The organism is Nitrospina sp. 32_T5, assembly GCF_052156635.1.
Classification (GTDB): Bacteria; Nitrospinota; Nitrospinia; order Nitrospinales; family Nitrospinaceae; genus Nitrospina.
This window is the reverse complement of the sequence record NZ_JBQKUO010000003.1, coordinates 621,017-640,040: the sequence shown is the minus strand read 5'-3', so window position 1 is coordinate 640,040 and position 19,024 is coordinate 621,017. Positions and strand designations below refer to the sequence as shown.

The 19,024-nt window shown below is 60.0% G+C and carries 13 protein-coding genes; 10 read left to right on the top strand and 3 right to left on the bottom strand.

Annotation, left to right across the window (positions count from 1 at the left end):
• Positions 1-80: 80 nt before the first annotated feature.
• Positions 81-3,641, top strand: coding sequence for a chromosome segregation protein SMC (smc, locus tag ACTRW9_RS11165; RefSeq protein WP_442429403.1), 3,561 nt, complete (start codon positions 81-83; stop codon positions 3,639-3,641).
• 133 nt (positions 3,642-3,774) lie between these two features.
• Positions 3,775-5,124: a hypothetical protein gene (locus tag ACTRW9_RS11160; RefSeq protein WP_442426310.1), complete on the top strand. Its 1,350-nt coding sequence runs from the start codon at positions 3,775-3,777 to the stop codon at positions 5,122-5,124.
• A 57-nt stretch (positions 5,125-5,181) separates the two neighbouring features.
• On the opposite strand, the gene ACTRW9_RS11155 is transcribed toward ACTRW9_RS11160, so the two are convergent.
• Both ACTRW9_RS11155 and ACTRW9_RS11150 read right to left on the bottom strand, forming a co-directional pair.
• The gene (locus ACTRW9_RS11155; RefSeq protein WP_442429402.1) at positions 5,182-6,126 is read right to left on the bottom strand and encodes a TonB family protein; all 945 of its coding nucleotides are present in this window, start codon (positions 6,124-6,126) and stop codon (positions 5,182-5,184) included.
• A gap of 175 nt (positions 6,127-6,301) precedes the next feature.
• Positions 6,302-7,588, bottom strand: a complete 1,287-nt coding sequence (locus tag ACTRW9_RS11150) for a hypothetical protein (protein ID WP_442429401.1) — start codon at positions 7,586-7,588, stop codon at positions 6,302-6,304.
• Between the two features lie 305 nt (positions 7,589-7,893).
• Here ACTRW9_RS11150 and ACTRW9_RS11145 point away from each other — a divergent pair, with 305 nt between their 5' ends.
• From ACTRW9_RS11145 to nadA, 8 genes are all read left to right on the top strand, one after another.
• Entirely contained in the window at positions 7,894-9,516 is a 1,623-nt protein-coding gene (locus tag ACTRW9_RS11145; protein ID WP_442429400.1) for an AAA family ATPase, read from the top strand.
• Positions 9,513-11,006, top strand: coding sequence for a proteasome accessory factor PafA2 family protein (locus ACTRW9_RS11140; protein ID WP_442429399.1), 1,494 nt, complete (start codon positions 9,513-9,515; stop codon positions 11,004-11,006). The genes ACTRW9_RS11145 and ACTRW9_RS11140 overlap by 4 nt, the downstream gene beginning before the upstream one ends.
• On the top strand, positions 10,997-11,176 hold the full coding sequence (locus ACTRW9_RS11135; RefSeq protein WP_005006709.1) for a ubiquitin-like protein UBact: 180 nt from the start codon (positions 10,997-10,999) through the stop codon (positions 11,174-11,176). The genes ACTRW9_RS11140 and ACTRW9_RS11135 overlap by 10 nt, the downstream gene beginning before the upstream one ends.
• Complete coding sequence (locus tag ACTRW9_RS11130) at positions 11,173-11,976, top strand: proteasome subunit alpha (protein ID WP_442426305.1); 804 nt, start codon at positions 11,173-11,175, stop codon at positions 11,974-11,976. The genes ACTRW9_RS11135 and ACTRW9_RS11130 overlap by 4 nt, the downstream gene beginning before the upstream one ends.
• Positions 11,977-12,723 (top strand): proteasome subunit alpha, encoded by a 747-nt coding sequence (locus ACTRW9_RS11125; protein WP_442429398.1) that lies wholly within the window; start codon positions 11,977-11,979, stop codon positions 12,721-12,723.
• Between the two features lie 3 nt (positions 12,724-12,726).
• Positions 12,727-14,184, top strand: coding sequence for a proteasome accessory factor PafA2 family protein (locus ACTRW9_RS11120; RefSeq protein ID WP_442426303.1), 1,458 nt, complete (start codon positions 12,727-12,729; stop codon positions 14,182-14,184).
• A gap of 139 nt (positions 14,185-14,323) precedes the next feature.
• Positions 14,324-14,668, top strand: coding sequence for a histidine triad nucleotide-binding protein (locus ACTRW9_RS11115; RefSeq protein WP_442429397.1), 345 nt, complete (start codon positions 14,324-14,326; stop codon positions 14,666-14,668).
• A gap of 4 nt (positions 14,669-14,672) precedes the next feature.
• Complete coding sequence (nadA, locus tag ACTRW9_RS11110) at positions 14,673-15,701, top strand: quinolinate synthase NadA (protein WP_442429396.1); 1,029 nt, start codon at positions 14,673-14,675, stop codon at positions 15,699-15,701.
• Between the two features lie 97 nt (positions 15,702-15,798).
• Here nadA and ACTRW9_RS11105 read toward each other — a convergent pair whose 3' ends face one another.
• Complete coding sequence (locus ACTRW9_RS11105) at positions 15,799-19,014, bottom strand: efflux RND transporter permease subunit (RefSeq protein ID WP_442429395.1); 3,216 nt, start codon at positions 19,012-19,014, stop codon at positions 15,799-15,801.
• Positions 19,015-19,024 lie beyond the last annotated feature (10 nt).

The following is a 19,024-nucleotide window of genomic DNA, read 5'->3' as shown; positions in this document are numbered from 1 at the left end:
TTCCACAGGGGCGTGGTATAATGTGGCCTGACACGTCGAGGCACCTTAACACCATTATTTTTTAAGGGTTTATTCCGCTTATGATTCTCAAGCAGCTCGAACTTTCCGGATTCAAATCCTTCGCTGACCCCACGCATCTGGATTTCACCCGCGGTTTCACCGCCGTGGTGGGCCCCAACGGCTGTGGCAAAAGCAACGTGTCTGACGCCATCCGCTGGGTCATCGGCGAGCAGAGCTCCAAGCACCTGCGCGGCACCCGCATCGCCGACCTCATCTTCAACGGCAGTGACAGCCGCAAACCCGTGAACCGCGCCGAGGTCTCCATGACGCTCGCCGACGTGCCGCCGGGCCTGCGCATCGCCAACATCCCCAACCTGTCGGAAGAGATCAAGGTGACGCGCTGTTACCACCGCTCCGGCGAAAGCGAATTTTACATCAACCAGGTGCCCTGCCGCCTGAAAGACATCACCGACCTGTTCCTCGACATCGGCATCAGCCCCAAGGTGCTGACCGTCATTGAGCAGGGCAACATCCAGGATATCGTCACTTCCAAACCCGACGACCGCCGGATGTGGATCGAGGAGGCCGCGGGCGTCCTCAAGTTCAAGGCGCGCAAGAACGAAGCGCTGAGGAAGCTCGACGCCGCCGGGCAGAACCTCGACCGCATCTCCGACATCGTGCAGGAGTTGTCCAGGCAGGTGGAATCGCTGAAACGGCAGGCGGCGAAAGCCGAACGCTACAAGCAGTACCAGGCGGAGATCAAGGAGTTGAGCCTCGACCTGTTCAGCCGCAGAATCCGCCGCGCCGAGCGCGACCTGGAAGAAATCGACCAGCGTCACAAGACGCGCACCGGGCAGAAAGCCGAATGGAGCGCACAGGCTTCCACCCTGGAGACGGACATTGAGACGCTCAAGTTCGAAATCGACGAGCTCGCCACCGCACTCAACCACAAGAAAGAAACGGTCCACAGCCTCAACACCGCCATCGGCAAGAACGAGCACAACATCGAACTCAAGCAGGGCGAAATGCAACGCGCCCGGCAGGACATCGAGGCCGCGGTGGGCGAAGTGGAATCCATGAATGCCGAGATTGGGCAGAACCAGACGCAGTGCGAAGAACAAAGGGCCGAAGGCGACCGGCTGACGGCCGTCCTCGCGGAAAAAGAACAATCGCGGCAGGCCCTGCAACAGCAGTACGAACAGACCCGCAACCGCCTGAACGAGCTCGACGGCCAGGTGAAACAGCTCGACCGCCAGATCATGGAACGCGTGCACCACATCTCGCGCAAGAAAAACGAACTGACCGCGCTGGAGACACGCAAGCAGGGACTGGCCGACCGCGATCAACGGCTGGAGACCGAACTGAACGAAGTGACCGCACAGATCACCGCGCTCCAGACCGCGCTCACCGAAGCCGATGCGAGTTACCGCGAGAAGGCCGAAGTATTCGAGCGCATGCAACGCGAACAGGAACAACTCACCCGGCGCGCCGCGGAATTGAAGCAGCGCCTCGACCAGCAGGAAGAAGCCGCCCATGCTGCGCGCGAGCGTTATCTCGCGCAGAACTCGCTGTTGCAGTCGATGCAGGAGTTGCGCCGCAAGTTCGAGGGATTTGGCGACGGCGTCCGCGCTCTCATGGCCAACGGCGCCGGCGAGCACGTACACGGCCTGCGCGATGTGCTGGTGGACGTGGTGAAAGCCCCGGCGGAGTTCGAGGCGGCGGTCGAAGCCGTCATGGGCGAGAAACTGCAGAGCATGATCGTCGATTCGTACACCGATTCGGTGGAAGCCATCCGCTACCTCGACCAGAACAAGTCCGGGCGCGGCAGCTTCATTCCATTGCGGCCCAAATCCGCGGTGCGTCCGCCGCTGTACATGAACGGCAACCAGGGCGTCATCGGCCGCCTCGCGGATCTCATTCAAACGCGCGAGGAGTACCGCCCCATCCTCAACCACCTTCTGGGGCACGTGGTGCTGGTGCGCGACCTGGAGACGGCAATTCAGTTGCACGGCCACAGCGAGTTCCAGGGAAGCGTGGTGACGCTCAAGGGCGAGGTGATCGACGACGAAGGCCTCGTCACCGGCGGCGCGCAGGATGACAACGACGCGGGGCTGTTGTCACGCAACCGAGAGATGGAGGAGTTGACGGCCACCGTGGACGATCTCAAGCAGGAGATGGATGCCCTGCAGGGCGAGGCGGTGCGCATGGAAACGGATCTCGCTGCATTGCAGGAGCAGGTGCAGGCGGGAAGCAAAGCCGTGCACGCGGCGGACATCGAACGCACCCACCGCTACAACGAACTCGAGCAGATGAAAAAGGAAGCCGACCGCCTGTCGCAGAAACGATCGACCATCGAGTACGAACGCACCAGCGGGCAACAGCAATTTCAGGAACTCGCCCGCGAGCAGGAGGCGTTGCAGGAGACGGTGACCACGGCGGAAGCCGACCAGCAGGCAGCCGAGACGATGCGCGAATCGCAGAGCCGCGAACTGGCGCTGCAACGGGAGGAACTCGACCGCAAGAGCCGGGAAGCGAACCAGCTCGACGTAGAGATCACCTCACTCAAAGGCAAGGCGGAAAACCTGTCATTGGAAGTCAAACGCCTCGAGCAGCAGACCGCGAACCTGGCCGAACGCATCGCGCGGCGGCAGGAAGACAGCCGCAGCAACACGCAGAAAATCGCCGAGTGCGGGGAAGCGATCAAAGGATACGAGCAGGCCATCATGGAGCAGGTGCGCGAGAAGGGCGAGCTCAGCCAGGTGATCGTCTCCGAGGAAGAAACGCTGAACGAAAAGGAAGAGACCCTCGACGGGCACGAAAAGCAGGCGCGCGAACTGGTGAAACAGATTCAGGAGATCACCGAGGAGATTTCACAGATCGAGTTGAAACGCTCCGAGACGCGCATCCAGATCGCCCACATCGAAGAGAAGGTGTGGGAGGATTTCCACGTGTCGGTCGATGAGATGAAAGGACGCGAGGAAAAGGAAATCGATGAAGACGCCGCGTCCGAACAACTGGCGGGACTGAAGGACAAGGTCGCCAAGATGGGCGAAGTGAACCTTGCCGCGCTGTCCGATTTCCAGAAAGCCAACGAGCGCTACCTGTTCCTGCAGAAGCAGGAGGAGGACCTCGCCGAGTCCATCCTCAGCCTGCACCAGACGATCGAGAAGATCGACAAGACCACGCGGCAGTTGTTCGCCGACACCTTCGAGCTGGTGAACGAACGCTTCAAGGCGAACTTCGAACGCCTGTTCTCCGGCGGCCGCGCGGAACTCATCATGCTCGACCCGAGCGATCCCCTGGAGTCGGGCATCGACATCAAGGCCAGCCCTCCCGGCAAGACCATGCAGAACATCCAGCTGCTCTCCGGCGGCGAGAAGGCGATGACCGCCATTTCCCTGCTGTTCGCCATTTTGCAGGTGCGGCCCAGCCCGTTCTGCCTGCTCGACGAGGTGGACGCGCCGCTGGACGAAGCGAACGTGACGCGCTTTCAGGACATGCTGAGCGAGATGTCCGACAAGACGCAGTTCATCATGATCACCCACAACCAGAAAACCATGAGCTTCGCCGACACCCTGTACGGCGTCACCATGGAAGAACGCGGCGCCAGCAAGGTCGTCTCCGTTCATTTGAACAATTAGTTCCCGTTTCAGGTTGTCATCCGGAGCCAAACCGGTGGGTGACACTCCAACCTGCAAGCCGGTTTCTTTCTCCCCGTTGCCTGGGGTATAATCCCTTCACCGCGATCCTTTCAAAATTTTTGCACACGGCATCATGGCGGAAGCGAAAGACATCGACGACAGTCTCGAGTTCCTGCGGTTCTTCGAGAAGTACACGGAGAAGGAAGACCTCCTGCAGGTCATCCAGCACCGCCTGGAAAAAGACCCGGCGCGCCTCGACCTCACCCGGCAGGTGATGAGCGAGAGTGATTTCCAAATGCTGGCGGAGCTGCAGCCGCTGGCGCGGGTGGTTTACCTCAACCTGTCCGAAACGGGACTCAAGACCGCGGGTATCCAGCAGCTGTGCACCTCGCCGCACCTCGGCCGTCTCGAAACCCTCGAGCTCGGCAACAACAACGTCGATGACGACGGCCTGTTCTTCCTGTCGCGCATCTCCCTGTTCGAAAACCTGAAGACGCTGAATCTTGCCAGCAACGAGATTGGCCCGGTGGGCGCGAAAGCCCTGTCGTTGAGCAAGACGCTGGCGAACCTGGAGACGCTCGACCTCTCCTACAACCGCATCACCCCGCTCGGAATCAAGGCGCTCACCAACTCCGACCTCGGGCGCAGACTGCGTTGCCTGAAGCTGGCGGACATCGGCCTCGGCGACGACGGTGCGGAGCAGTTGTCGAAGTGCGGGCAGTTGGCGGGGCTGGAGACGCTCGACCTTTCCGATAACAACCTCACCGACCGCGGTGTGGAGTACTTCGCGCGCGCCAACGTGTTTCCCAACCTCAAGCGGCTGATCCTGAGCAACAATCCCGTCGGCGACGACGGTGTGTACGCGCTGGCGGAATCGGAGTTGTTCGAGAACATCGAGGAACTGGAGTTGCGCTGCGCCGGACTGACGGCGGACAGCGCCATCACCCTCGGCCAGTCCCGGCACTTCAAGAACATCCGCAGGCTCAACCTCAACAACAACGACATCCGCGCCGAGGGGACCGAAGCGCTGGTCGCCTCCGCCAACGTGAAGAACCTGGAAGCGATCGACCTGGGCGAAAACCAGTTGAACGCGGAAGGCGCGGTGGCGCTGGCGGAAAGCCCGAACGTGACCCAACTCAAGGAACTGCGGCTCAATAACAACAACATCGCCGACGAGGGCGTCGTTGCCCTGGCGCAGTCGCAGTACCTCACCGCGTTGGAAGAACTGTACCTCGAGCAGGACAACTGGATCCGTCCGCCCGGGGCCAGGGCCATCGCCGAGTCCACCACGTTTTCCAACCTGCGTGTGCTGGTGCTGGGATTGAACGTGATCGGCGACGAAGGCGCGCGCTACCTGGCCGAGTCCACCACCCTCAAGAGCCTCACCTTCCTCAACGTCATCGGCAACAAGCTGAGCAGTGCCGGCGAAGACACCCTGCGTTACTCCGAAACCCTGAAGCTCAAACAGCTCGAACTGGTGTGACCGCGCCCTGCGGGGAACCGCGCCACGCGCGGAGCGAACAGGCGACGCCCTGGAAAATCAGCGTCCGTACTTGTCCTGGTAGTAGGTGCTGTAGGCGGGGCTGTAGATGAAGGTGGCGAGGATCGACAGGTTGTTGCGGTCTATGGTGACCGGGAAGGGGTAATACGGCGCGGCGTTTTTCACCGCGTTCACCGCCGCTTCGTCCAGCAGGTTCGAGCCCGATGCGTCCACCAACAGGACTTCCAGCAGGCGTCCGTCGCGGGAGATGCGGAAGCGCAGGGACAGGCGGCCGTTGATGCCGTGCCGCGCCGCTTCTTCCGGATACGTCCACACCCGTTCGATCTGCTGCTTGATGCGCTGGAAATACGACGCGTACTTGGCTTCCTTGGTGTTGAGCGAGATCACCTCGTCCTCGTCGTCCGGATCCTCCGATTTCATGGAGTCGGCGTCGATGGCGGCGTACTTCTCCGGATCGAATCCGTCCAGCAGCGCCAGTGTGCTCTCCGAATACTTCTTCGTCACTTTCTTTTCCTGTGTCTTTTCCGGTTCGGGTTTGTCAAAACCGGTTTTCGCTTCCTTAAACATTTCACGCGGCGTTTTCGGCGGCGGGATCAGGAACTCCTTGCTCAACTCCATCCTCTTCTCCGGCCGAGGCATGGTTTCCGGCTTGGGTTTGGGAATGAGCGATTTCTTGCTGGCGTAAAGATGCTTGTTTCTTTTTTCGATGTTCGACTTGGACTGGCTGTTGGCGTTGGAGATGAGTTCAGAAGTCTTAGGCGGTTCCTTTTCCTGCGGCTGGACCGGGTCCACCACCTGCGGCGGTTTTTCTTTTTTCTCTTCCGGTTCTTTCGGAACGTATTTCACCTTGACCGGCGGATGCTCCGGCGCTTCCGGCGGACCGGGCGGAATCATTTGGTACGCGGTGAACGCCGCCAGGTGAAGTCCGAGCGACAGCACCACGTACTGCTTGATCTTCGGTGGCGGTTTGATGGGAAATCGCATAGGTCCCTATTGTAAGCTCCCCCTGCCATGAAGGGGAAAATGAGTTCCCGCGCTGCAAACTCCTGTATGAAAAAATTCCGGGCCGGGTCCCCGGGAGGACGGACTTGCGGTGCGCAGTGGCTCTATAACTTTAAAATATTCAGTATCTTATAGCAACACCAAAGCCCGCCGGCCCTTATTTCCCCACCGGGTTGAAGGCGGCGGCTTTTTCCTTGTACCAGCGGTACGCGTTGGGCACGAGCGGCGTGTGCAGATTGGGCGTGTCGTAGCGGTCCCCGTCGTGAAACGGCACGTGCGGCATTTCCAAAGCCCGGTAGAGGCCGTTCAGGTACGCCGGGAAATCGGCGTACATGGCTATGCGTTCTTTCAATGCCGGCATCGCTTCCCGTTTGAACTTCATCAGCTCGCGGCCGAAGGGATGGATCGACGCCAGCCCGTTTTCCTCGCCTTCCTCCTGCACCGCGAAACGGACGAGCGATTCGAAATCCTCCCAGTCCTCCAGCGCATCGACGTCGGAGACGTACGCCGGGTCGTCGTGAAACTTGGCGACGAAAGGCGTGTCGAGGAAGATCGAGGCGCCCTTGTTGAAATTCTTGAGGTGCATGCCGAACTTGTGTTCGTCGTTCATGCGGTAGGTGCGCAGGTCCGAGTCGAAGTGACGGAAGTGCGACGCCAGCACCGGGAGCAACCGCAACATGCGCGCGGGGGAGGTGAGCACCTTGTGAACGCCGGCGTTCAGGATCTTGCCGTCCTTGCGCGTCTCGTGCAGAAGCTCGATGATGTCCTCTTCAATCGCCGCGAGGTTGATCGGGTACACGTTCGGTTCCTTCACGTCGTGCAGGCGTCCCGCCTTTTCATCGATGACGCGGTAATGGTAGTTGCGCTGCACGAACTCGCTGGCCGGGTCTTCCTTGAAACGCGGAAACATCTGCTGCCGCGAGTTGAGCCACAATATCAGGTTGTGCGTTTTGAGGTCCTTGTCCCTGAGCACGCGGTCGAGGTCGAACAGGAACGGCAGGTCGCCGGGCTGGAACAGCACCAGTTCGTTCGGCGCGAGCGCCAGCGCGTTGCGTCCGAGCACCAGCGTGTGGATCAGCACCAGGTTGTCCGGGTCCTCGTGCACGAACTGGACGTTCTTGCCGCACGGTCCGATCACTTCCAGAAACGCATCGAGCACCGTCTTCACCTCTTTCGAGCCGACCACCACGATCTCTTTCAGGCCGGAGACCATCAGGTTGCCCAGCGCGTAGCACATGAGCGGGATGCCGTAGATGGGGAACAGGAACTTGAGGCGGTCGATCTCGTCGTCGCGGGCGCGCAGGATCAGGTGGCTGATGCCTTTCTTGCCCTGCGCGATCTCGCGGCGCGCTTTTTCGATGGCTTCCTTGTCGGCCAGCTTGCGCGACTCGTAGGCGTTGTGCGAAAAGCTGACGATGCACTTTTCAATGGTCGGGTGATTCATGCGGTACAACCGTGCGGAGGCAGAGACCCTTATTCCGGCGGCGTCCGACGCGGGAGGGCTTCCTTAAATTCAAAACAATGGGTTGATTTTAAAGGTCTAATTATACACAACCGGAAGCGGCGCACCAATCGCAAACCGGCCCGTTCGGAAGCGGACACAGGCAAAGTTCCGGGTCGGCAAGAAAAACCTTGACCTTTTATATTTCCGTAAGTTGAGTCATTTGGGGGTGCGGGTAAATGGGCTTGTCTATCTGATTTTTTAATCATACAATTGAAGTATCATTCGTGGAAATAAGGATTTGTGAAATGGGCGACCCGACTCACATCATTGAATTGATTGACCGGATTCTGGAAGAGACCGAGGACCAGCCGGAGCTCCAGCAGAAGATCTTCGATCTGCGCGACGCGCTCCTGGCGGCCCAGCAGTCCGCCCAGCAATACAATCTCAAGATCAAGACGCTGGAGGAGACCATCCGCCAGCTCAAGTCGCCCGCGCACCGCATCGGCACGGTGCTCGGTCCGGGCAACGACGATCTCGTGCGCCTGAACGTCGGCGGCACGGAATACCAGGCGGCGGTCTCGCCGGAGATCCTGGAGAACGGTCCGTTGCTGGTGGGCGACCAGGTGGCAGTGAACGAAGGATTTGTCGCCATCATCAAACTGCCCCGGCCCCAGCAGGGCCCCATCGCCCGCGTCGTCACCCGCCTCAAGGACGGTCACTGGATGGTCAACGGCGGCACCGGCAATACCGAATTCATGGTCCAGGTCTGCGATGAACTGAAAGAAGAAAACTTCCGCGAAGGTGACGAGATCATCCTCGATCCCACGCAACGCGTGATCCTGAAAGCCCTGCCCAAGCGCGAACAGAAGCTGGTGGTGGAAGACGAATTCGTCACCGTCACCTGGGAGCAGGTCGGCGGGCAGGAAAACGTCATCAAGGAAGTGCGCAAGGTCATCGAGTACCCCATCCTGCACCAGGAAATCCTGGACAAGATGGAATACCGCATGCCCAAGGGATTCCTGTTCTACGGTCCCCCCGGTTGCGGCAAGACGCTCATCGGCAAGGCCATCCTCTCCGACATCGTGAACAAGCTCAAGGAACAGAGCCACGACCTGAAGGATCTGGAAGGACGCTTCATTCATGTGAAAGGTCCGGAGATCCTCAACATGTGGCTGGGTGAGTCGGAACGCAAGGTGCGCGAGATTTTCAAGAAGGCGCGTGACTACCGCGAAAAGGGACAACTGCCCTTCATCTTCATCGACGAGGCCGAATCGGTACTCGGTACGCGTCAGGCGCTCCGCGTCAACAACATCTCGAACACGCTGGTGCCCATGTTCTGCGCCGAGATGGACGGCATCCAGTCGGTGCGCGACATGGTGGTGATCCTGGCGACGAACCGGCCGGACCTGATCGATCCCGCCATCCTGCGGCCGGGGCGCATCGACCGCAAGATCAAGGTATCGCGTCCGGACCGCGGCGACTGCGAGGACATCCTGAAGGTGTACCTCAAGAAGGACCTGCCCATCGAGGGCGATTCGATGAACGCGCTGATCGAGCCGTTTCTCGACACCCTGTTCGGCACCAAGCCGGAACAGGAAGCCCTGCTCCTCACCCTGCGCAACGGCGAATTTAAGAAACTGTACTGGAAGGATTTCATCTCCGGCGCGATCCTGGAAAGCATCGTGCTCCGTGCCAAGGAACGCGCCATCGAGCGTGCGATTGCCGGGGAACCCCTGATGATCAAAGTGGACGACCTGTTGAAGTCGCTGGAACACGAGTTCGTTGAGAACAACGTACTGCCTGCGGATTCCAATATGGAAGACTGGCTCCAGCTTCTCGATTTCGATCCGAAAAACGTCGTGCGGGTGCGTCGTCCGCGCGATTCGGATCAGGCCGCGCACCAAACCATGAGCCGGTCCATTATATGAGTGTTGCCGTTCCCCTGCTGGGACTGGAAACCGAATACGGAATCATCCGCGAAGACCTGGAGGATTCCGATCCTGTTGAAGAGTCGATGGCGCTTCTCCAGCAGTGTCCGCTGAAAAGCGTGTTTCGCGGCTGGGCTTACAGCCGGGAGCGCACGCACCTCGACATGCGCGGGTTCACGGTGAACCACCTGGCACAGGATGAAGAGGAAGACGAATTCTGTGCGGAGGACCGCAAGCGGCCCTACAGCTACTGGGAAATGAAGTGCGACCGGGTGCTGGTCAACGGCGCGCGGTTTTACAACGACCACACGCATCCGGAATACAGCACGCCGGAGTGCAAAAGCGTGTTCGACCTGGTCACGCACGATCAGGCGGGCGACCGCATCCTGCTCGAATGCGTGCGCCGCCGGAACGAAGAACTGGGCGGTCCGCACGTGCAGGTGTTCAAGAACAACACCGATTACAGCGGTCACAGTTACGGCACGCATGACAATTACCTGATCCCGCGCCGGCTGGACTTCGATGTCTGGGTGCGGGGATTGGTGCCGTTTCTGGTCACGCGCCAGTTGTACGCCGGCTCGGGCAAGGTCGGCACCGACGGAAAAAAAGTCGAGCCGTTCACCGGTTTGCAGCTGGGACAGCGCTCGGATTTCATCGAGTGCCTGCTCAGCATCGAGACGATGACGCAACGCCCCATCGTCAACACGCGCGACGAACCGCACGCGGCCACCGACCGGTACCGGCGGTTGCATTTGATTCTTGGGGATGCCAACATGTCGCCGTATGCAACGGCGCTCAAGGTGGGCACGACGCGGCTGGTGCTGGCGCTCATTGCCGATGAAAAACTGGAGATGCCGCCGGAACTGGCCGAGCCGGTAACCGATGTGCAGCGCACTTCCCGCGACCGCACCGGCACGGTGCTGTTGAAACGGGAAAACGGACGCACCGTCACGCCGCTCGACATCCAGGGCTGGTACCTGGAGCAGGCGAAGAAGAATCCGGGCCGCCTCGGTGACGAGAAAGAAGAGCAATGGATCGTTCAGGAATGGGAGCGCACGCTGAACGATTTGAAAGAAGGCTCCCACAAGCTGAGCGACCGCATCGACTGGGCCATCAAGGAAAGCCTGTTCAACCAGTTCATCGAAACCGAAGGGCTTTCGTGGGACGACCCGGTGATGCAGAGCCTCGATCTGGAGTATCATAATCTGGATCCGGAGCGCGGCCTGTACTACGGCCTCCTGGAAACCGGTGAGCTCGCTCCCTTCGTTCCGGAAGAGGACGTGGCCAGGGCGATGCACAATGCACCGGTGGGCACGCGGGCGCGCATCCGCGGCCTCATGGTCGATCAGGAGCAGGACAATATCCGCTCCATTCACTGGACGGGTATTGAGTTCAAGAACGGTGACTATCTGGACCTGACGGACATCATTCACCAGGAGGATGTCGAGCAGGCCCTGGAAACCAATAAGGAGTTGTTCGCATGGAAATGACCGATCCCCTGCGCAGGGAAGAAAAAAAAGAGTCTTCTCCCGATCCCAAGGAAGAAAGCGGTCCGTCCCGGCCGGACGTGTCCCGTCCCGGGCGTGACAGCCTGCTGAAGCGCATGAAAAAAGTGGACCCGAAGCAGTCGGAGAAATACAAACAGCGAACCGGTCAATGAGCGATTCTATTCTTCATTCCCAGGGGCCGGGGGATTTCTACGAACTTCTCAAACGGTCGGGGTACCAGTGGGCCTCCGCACCGGAGAAGGGAAACCCGGTGGACGCGTCGCAGTTGGTGCACGGCACCACGGTGCTGGCGTTTCATTACAGAGACGGGGTGGTGGTCGCGGGAGACCGGCGCGCCACCGCCGGCAACGCCATCATGTACGACCGTTGCGACAAGGTCATCCCCATCGACGACTATTCCCTGATGGCCATCGCGGGCGTTCCCGCCACGGCTTTCGAGATGGCCCGCATCCTTTCCCACAACTTCGAGTACTACCGCCGTTCGCAGCTGCAGTCGCTCAGCACCGAAGGCAAAATCCGCGCCTTGTCCAAACTGCTCAAGGACAACATGGGCATGGCCATCCAGGGTGTGGGCGCGGTGAGTCCGATCTTCGCCTCCTACGACCTCAAGGAAAAGAAACCCTACATTTATTTTTACGATCTCCTGGGCGCGAACTTCGAGATCCGCACGCACACCGCCACGGGTTCCGGCTCGCCGGTCATCCGCGGCGTCCTGGAACACGAAGACCTGTGGGGCGCGCGTCCGCTCGCCGAGCGCGACTTCAAGGAAGCATCGATGCTCGCCGTACGCCTGTTGCAGACCGCGGGCCAGTTCGATTCCGCCACAGGGCAGGGCCGGCCCGACGACAAGATCTATCCGGTTGTGGCCAGCATCACCGGGGAGGGTTACCACTTCCTCGAAGACAACGAAATGGAAATCCTGTTCCAGGAATCGATGAAGAGGAACGCCTGAATGTTCGAAGAACCGTTTCGCTGGATGGAGGCGATCTCCACCCGGCACAGCTACGTCCAGGAAAAACTGCGCAAGGGGCAGCCGGTCATCGCGGTTCCGTTTCAGGAAGGCGCATTGATGATGGGGTTCACCCCGCAGCCCGGAAAAATATTTGAAGTGTACGATCGCATCGCGCTGGGCAGCCTGGGGCACCCGGCGGATGTGGAACGCCTGCGCATGACGCTGCTCGACATGGCGCACCTGGAGGGCTTCAACCGTTCGGAGAAAGACGTCACCATCGCCCGCCTGCTGCAGTTCGGCGTGGCTCCGTCGCTCAAGCAGAACTTTGAAGAAGTCATGCGGGCGCCTTACCTGGTGAAACTGTTGTTGATGGAGATGAACTTCGAGGACAAGCCCCTGTTCTTCCGCCTCAATTACGACGGGCACTGGGAGATGTTCAAAAAGGGCACGGTGATCGCGGGCGACGACAAGGAATCGGAGTTCATCGAAAAAGAAATTGGAAAACGTGATTTCGCTTCGCTACCCTTGGAACAGGCACTGGTGGAAGTCAGCCGTCTTTGGGAGGAGAGCAAAAAGCAGGGGACCGACGAAGAATCCGGCGCGGAAAAGGGTTCGACCTTGACGCTGGCCGAGGTCTTCGAGAATTGGACATTGGAAGCGGCGGTGTTGACCACAACCCGGAAGAAGTCCTTGTTCCGGTGGGTCACTTCCGGTGAATTGGAAACGCTCAAAAAAACCTGCGTGTGACTTATGAAACGGCGAATCTACGGCATTGAAACGGAATACGGCCTCCTCATCAAAGAGGAGGACTTCAAGTACGGCCCGATTGATGTGGCGGTCCGGGTCAAGAACCACATCTTCGATAAAAAGCAGGGCGTTCTGGACCTTCACTACCGCGCCAACGACGAGCCGCCGGGCAACGGCGGCTTTCTTGTTAATGGCGGCCGTGTGTACCTCGACATGGGTCACCTCGAATACGCTTCGCCGGAGTGTTCCAACCTCACCGACCTCGTCACCTTCGACCGCGCCGGCGACATGGTGGTGCAGGAGGCGCTGGAAGACCTGGGCTGGGGCGACCAGGTGGCGTTCATCAAGAACAACGTCGATCTGGAAACCAACGCCACCTTCGGCTGTCACGAGAACTACCTGGTCAGCCGCGCGTTCCAGTTCGACAACCGCGAAAACCTGCGCCTGCTCGCGTCGTTCCTGGTGACGCGCCAGATCTACGCCGGGGCCGGGCGCACCGGAGCCTGCAATCCGCAACCGTTCCGCGACTGGGACGACATCCACCAGGCAAAAAAGGATACGGAGGAAGTCAATTTCCAGCTGTCGCAACGCGCCGACCACATTCCCAACGAATTCTACCGCTGGGTGCAGTACAACCGCGCCATCGTCAACACGCGCGACGAACCGCTGTCCGATCCCAGCAAGTACCGCCGCATTCACCTGCTGGTCGGCGATTCGAACATGAGCGAGTTCGCCACCGCGCTCAAGATGGGCACGACGTCGCTCATGATGGAATTGATCGAGCTGGGCGTCGCCAACCCGGACTGGATCCTCGCGGATTCCGTCGCCGCCATGCGGTCGATCTCGCGCGACCAGGATTTCAAGTGGAGCATTCAAATGCGCGACGGCAACCAGAGCACCGCGCTCGAGTTGCAGTGGGAAATGTTGAAGACGGCGAAGGAATACCTCGCCGGGGCCAACGCCGACGCCGACTGGGTGATCGAGGCGTGGGAGTCCGTGCTCACCGACCTGCCGAAAGGGCCGGAGCATTTGATCGGGCGCGTGGACTGGGCAGCCAAGTACTGGCTCCTCAACGAGTTCATGGAAGCGGAAAACGTGGGCTGGAAAGACCCCTGGGTGAAGAGCCTCGACCTCGAATACCACAACCTCAACCGCAACGTCGGGCTGTACTGGGGACTGGAGGAAACCGGCGACGCCAACCGCAAAACCACCGACGCCGCCGTCGAGCACGCCAAGCACAATCCGCCGCGCGGCACGCGGGCGGACGGACGCGGCGAGCTGGTCAAGCGCCTGGTGGAAAGCCAGACCGGCTACCTCATCGACTGGATCGGCTTCCGCCTCAACAAGGAAGAACCGTTTCTGATGCTGGACCCGTTCGTGTCCTACAAAAAAGACATCAAAGCTTACCTGGAACGCATGGACCTGCAACAGCCATTCGACCGCGACAGCTTTTTCCGTTGATCCTCGTCGCCGCCGGCTCGGCGGCCTTCTCCTATTCACTGCCATTTTGACGGCCGTCTCCCTTCCGGGAGGCGGTTGCTTTGTCTCGTCCCACGTTATAAGATGGGTTTATAGCCAACATTTCTTTTATGGAGATGGTGTGAACGATTGCCTGTTCTGTAAGGTTTTGAAAGGGGATATCCCCGGTGACAAGGTTTATGAGGACGACAACGTATTCGCGTTCAGGGACATCAATCCGCAGGCGCCGACGCACATCCTCATCTGCCCCAAAAAACACATGAGTACCATCATGGACATGGATTCCGAGGACGAACCGATGATCGGTTCCATCTTCTCCGTTGCCAATTCCATCGCAACCGAGATGAGCCTGGAGAAAGGCGGTTTCCGGCTGGTGCTCAACTGTGGTTCCGGCGCCGGGCAATCGGTCTTCCACGTCCATTTTCATCTACTGGCCGGACGGCCCATGCAATGGCCTCCGGGTTGAGATCATGATCACCCTCGACGAATTTTACGAAAAACTGAAACCCATCCGCGTCGGCAACCCGATCTGCGAGTTCACGCGCGAACACTGCGAGCGCATCTGGCCCACCATCGAGCGCATCCGCGAACTCAAAAAGGAGAAGAACGCCATCATCCTCGCCCACAACTACGTGGAGCCGGAAGTGCTTTACGGCGTGGCGGATTATTCGGGCGACTCTTACGGCCTGTCCAAGAAAGCCAAAGCGTCGGATGCGGATGTCATCGTGTTCGCCGCGGTGCGCTTCATGGTGGAGACGGCGAAGATCCTGAATCCGGAAAAAACGGTGCTCGACCCCAACCCCAACGGCGGCTGTTCGCTGGCCGACGGCATCATGCCCGCGGACGTGCGTAAACTGCGCAAGCAGTATCCGGATCACACCTTCGTCTGCTACATCAACACCACCGCGGAGGTGAAGGCGCTGTGCGATGTGTGCGTGACTTCGTCGAACGTGTACCGCATTGTGGAAGCCATCGACAACGACCGCATTTATTTCCTGCCGGACAAGCTGATGGCGCAGAACGTCATCGAGCACTGCCGCCGAAACGGCATCGACAAGACCATCGACTACTGGGACGGCACCTGCTACGTGCACGAGGAGTACCAGCCGGAGGCGGTGGACTTCGTCCGCAAGGCCAACCCCGGCGTCGATGTGCTGGTGCATCCGGAATGCGCGCCGGAAGTGGTGCAAAAGGCGGACTTCGTCGGCAGCACCACCAACATGCTCGACCACGTGCGCGGCTCGGACGCGGATACGTTTTTCCTGCTCACCGAGTGCGGCCTGACGGGCGTTCTGCAGTCCGAGTTCCCGCAGAAAAAATTCGTCGGCTCCTGCACCATGTGCCGCTACATGAAAGCCAACTCGCTCAGCGACGTGCTGGGTGTGCTGGAGGATCCCCAACCGCACCAGATCATCACCCTCACCCCGGAAGTCCGGCAGGGCGCACTGCGTTGCGTCGAGGCCATGTTCGAATACGCCGAACAACCCACCTCCAAATAATCATTATCTCTTTTGTCATTCTGAGCGTTTGCGAAGAACCCATGACTTCATGAATCGGCCACTTCACCGTTAGACGCCTAGCCACGAACCACGCGCGTTACTCGGCTGGTGTGGAAGCGGGTTGCTTGCGTTCTGCGGCGGGCAGGGGTTCCTTCATGAACATCCGGTAGAGCACGGGCAAAACCACCAGCGTGAGCAGGGTGGAGGAGACGATGCCGCCGATGACCACCGTCGCCAATGGCTGCTGCACTTCCGCGCCGGTGCCGGTGGCGGTCGCCATCGGCACGAATCCCAGGGACGCCACCAGCGCCGTCATCAGTACCGGACGCAGGCGCGTCAGGCATCCTTCATACACAGCACGGTCCAGGGGCATTCCGTCCTGGCGCAGTGAATTGATATAGGAAACCAGCACCACGCCGTTCAACACCGCCACCCCGGAGAGCGCGATGAATCCGACGGCAGCGGAGATGGAAAGCGGTATTCCGCGCGCCCAGATGGCGAACACACCGCCCGTCAACGCCAGGGGCACCCCGGAAAACACCAGCAGCGCCTGTCTGGACGAACCGAACGCCGCCATCAAAAGCAGGAAAATCAGCAGGAGCGCAACCGGCACCACCAGGTACAACCGTTGCGTTGCGGAAATCAGGTGCTCGAACTGCCCGCCCCACGTCAGCCAGTAACCGGAGGGAACGGTCACGCGTTCACGGATCAACGACTGCGCTTCCTCCACAAAGGTTCCCAGGTCGCGTCCGCGCACATTGGCGCTCACAAACACGCGGCGCTTGCCGTTCTCGCGACTGATCTGGTTGGGACCCTGTACCACTTCCAGGTCCGCCACCGCTTCCAGTGGAATGAAGGTGGGCAGGGATTTCACCTGCGGGCGCTGGGTGCCAACCGCGTGGGCGTGCCTGTCGTCCAGTTGTTTCGGAAACGGAAGGGGAATGCGGCGCAGGTGCGGGATTTTTTCGCGGATGTCTTCCGGCAGGCGCACGACGAGGTCGTACCGGTTGTCGCCTTCATACACCACGCCTGCCTTCCTGCCCCCGACCGCCGTTTGTACGATGGACTGGATTTCCGATACGTTGAACCCCAGCCGTGCCATCTCGTCGCGTTTCAGCTTCACGGTGAGAATGGGCAGGCCCGTCACCTGTTCGACGCGCACGTCCGCGGCGCCGGGAATGGTTTCCAGTGCGTGGGCGATCTCTTCGGCTTTGGCCAGCAGGACTTCCAGGTCGTCACCATGTACCTTCACCGCCACATCGCTGCGCACGCCGGAAATCAGTTCGTTGAACCGCATCTGGATGGGTTGCGTGAACTCGTACTTGTTTCCGGGAAGCGGGTTGAGAACCGACTCGAATTTTTTGATGATGCCGGGGCGGGTGAGCTTCGGGTCCGGCCACTCGCGTCGCGGTTTCATGATGACAAACACGTCGGCGACGCTGGGGGGCATGGGATCGGTGGCGATGTCGGGGGTTCCGATTTTGGAAAACACGTAATCCACTTCCGGGAACTGGTGGAGTTTCTTTTCCAGGTTGTGCTGCATGCTGACCGCCTGCGACAGGCTGGTTCCGGGAATGCGCAGGGCATGGATGGCGTGGTCTTCCTCGTTCAGCGTCGGCACGAATTCGCGTCCCAGTTGCGTGGCCAGCATGATGGTCAGCACGAAGAGGACTCCCGCCAGCGTCAGCACCGCGACCGGTGCCTTCAACGACGCAGTGAGCACGGGGCGGTACATCCGTTGCGCCCACTGGAAGAACCGCGTTTTCTTTTCGGGCACGCGACCGCTGATGAACTGCGCCACCATTGCCGGGATGAAGGTGAGCGACAGGATCAGCGCGCCGGTCAATGCCGCCAGCACGGTGAACGCCATGGGAATGAACATCTTGCCTTCGACGCCGGTGAGCGTGAGGATCGGAATGTAAACGATCATGATGATGATGACGCCGAAGATGCTGGGACGCGACACCTCCGCCGCCGCGGTGCTGGCCACATCGAGCCGTTCGGTTTCAGACAATTGGCGTCCGGCTTCCTTTTGCCGCTCCGCCAGGCGGCGAATACAGTTTTCCATGATGATGACGGTGCCGTCGACGATGATGCCGAAATCGAGCGCTCCCAGGCTGAGCAGGTTGCCGCTCACGCCATGCGTCACCATGCCGGTCACCGCAAAGAGCATGGACAGGGGAATGACCAGGGCGGTGATGAACGCGGCGCGGAAATTGCCAAGCAGTAAAAACAGGACCACGACCACCAGCAGGGCGCCTTCGGTTAGGTTGTTGCGCACGGTGGTCAGCGTTTTGTTGACCAGCTTGGTGCGGTCGTAGGTGGTGGTCACCTGCACCCCTTCGGGAAGCGTGCGGGCGATTTCCTGCATCTTGTCATCGACGGCGCGGGAGACGCGGCGGCTGTTGTCGCCTTTCAGCATGAACACGGTGCCCAGCACCACCTCCTTGCCGTTGCGCGTGGCGGCGCCGGTGCGCAGCTCCTTGCCGATCAACACGTCCGCCACGTCCCTGATGTAAATGGGCACCCCGCGGTGCGCACCGACCACGATGTTTCCAATGTCCTTGATGTTTTTCACCTGTCCGGGCGTACGCACCAAATACTGCTCGCCGCTTTGTTCAATGTACCCTGCGCCGACGTTGTCGTTATTCCGGCGCAGGGCGTCAACGATGTCATTGAAGGTCAGGTTGTAGGCAGTGAGTCGTTTCGGGTCGGGTGTCACGTGGTACTGCTTTTTGTAGCCGCCGATGCTGTTCACTTCCACCACACCGGGAATGGTCATCAACTGCGGCCGGATCGTCCACTCCTGGACCGTGCGCAGTTCGGCCATCTGCTCGACGCTGCTTTTGGTTTTGCCGTGGTCGTGACCCTCCTTCCAGCTGAGCGCCCACATGTAGATTTCGCCCAGGCCCGTGGCGATGGGGCCCATGATCGGCTCCAGCCCGTCGGGCAGGGTGGTGCCCAGTTCGCGCAGGCGTGCGTTCACCAGCTGGCGCGCGAAATAGATGTCCGTGCCGTCTTCGAAAATGACCGTCACCTGCGACAGCCCGTAGCGCGAGATGGACCACGTCTCCTTCAATTGCGGCAGGCCGAACATGGCGGTTTCGACGTAATACGTGACGCGCTGTTCAACTTCGATGGGGGAGTAGCCGGGGGCTTCGGTGTTGATCTGCACCTGGATGTTGGTGATGTCGGGCATCGCGTCGATGGGCAGTTTCTGGAAGTTGTACACACCCAGCACCGCGAGGAAGAACGTAGCCAGTATGACGAACACCCTCTGGCGGATGGCGAAATCGATGAACCGTTTCAGCACGACAGGTCTC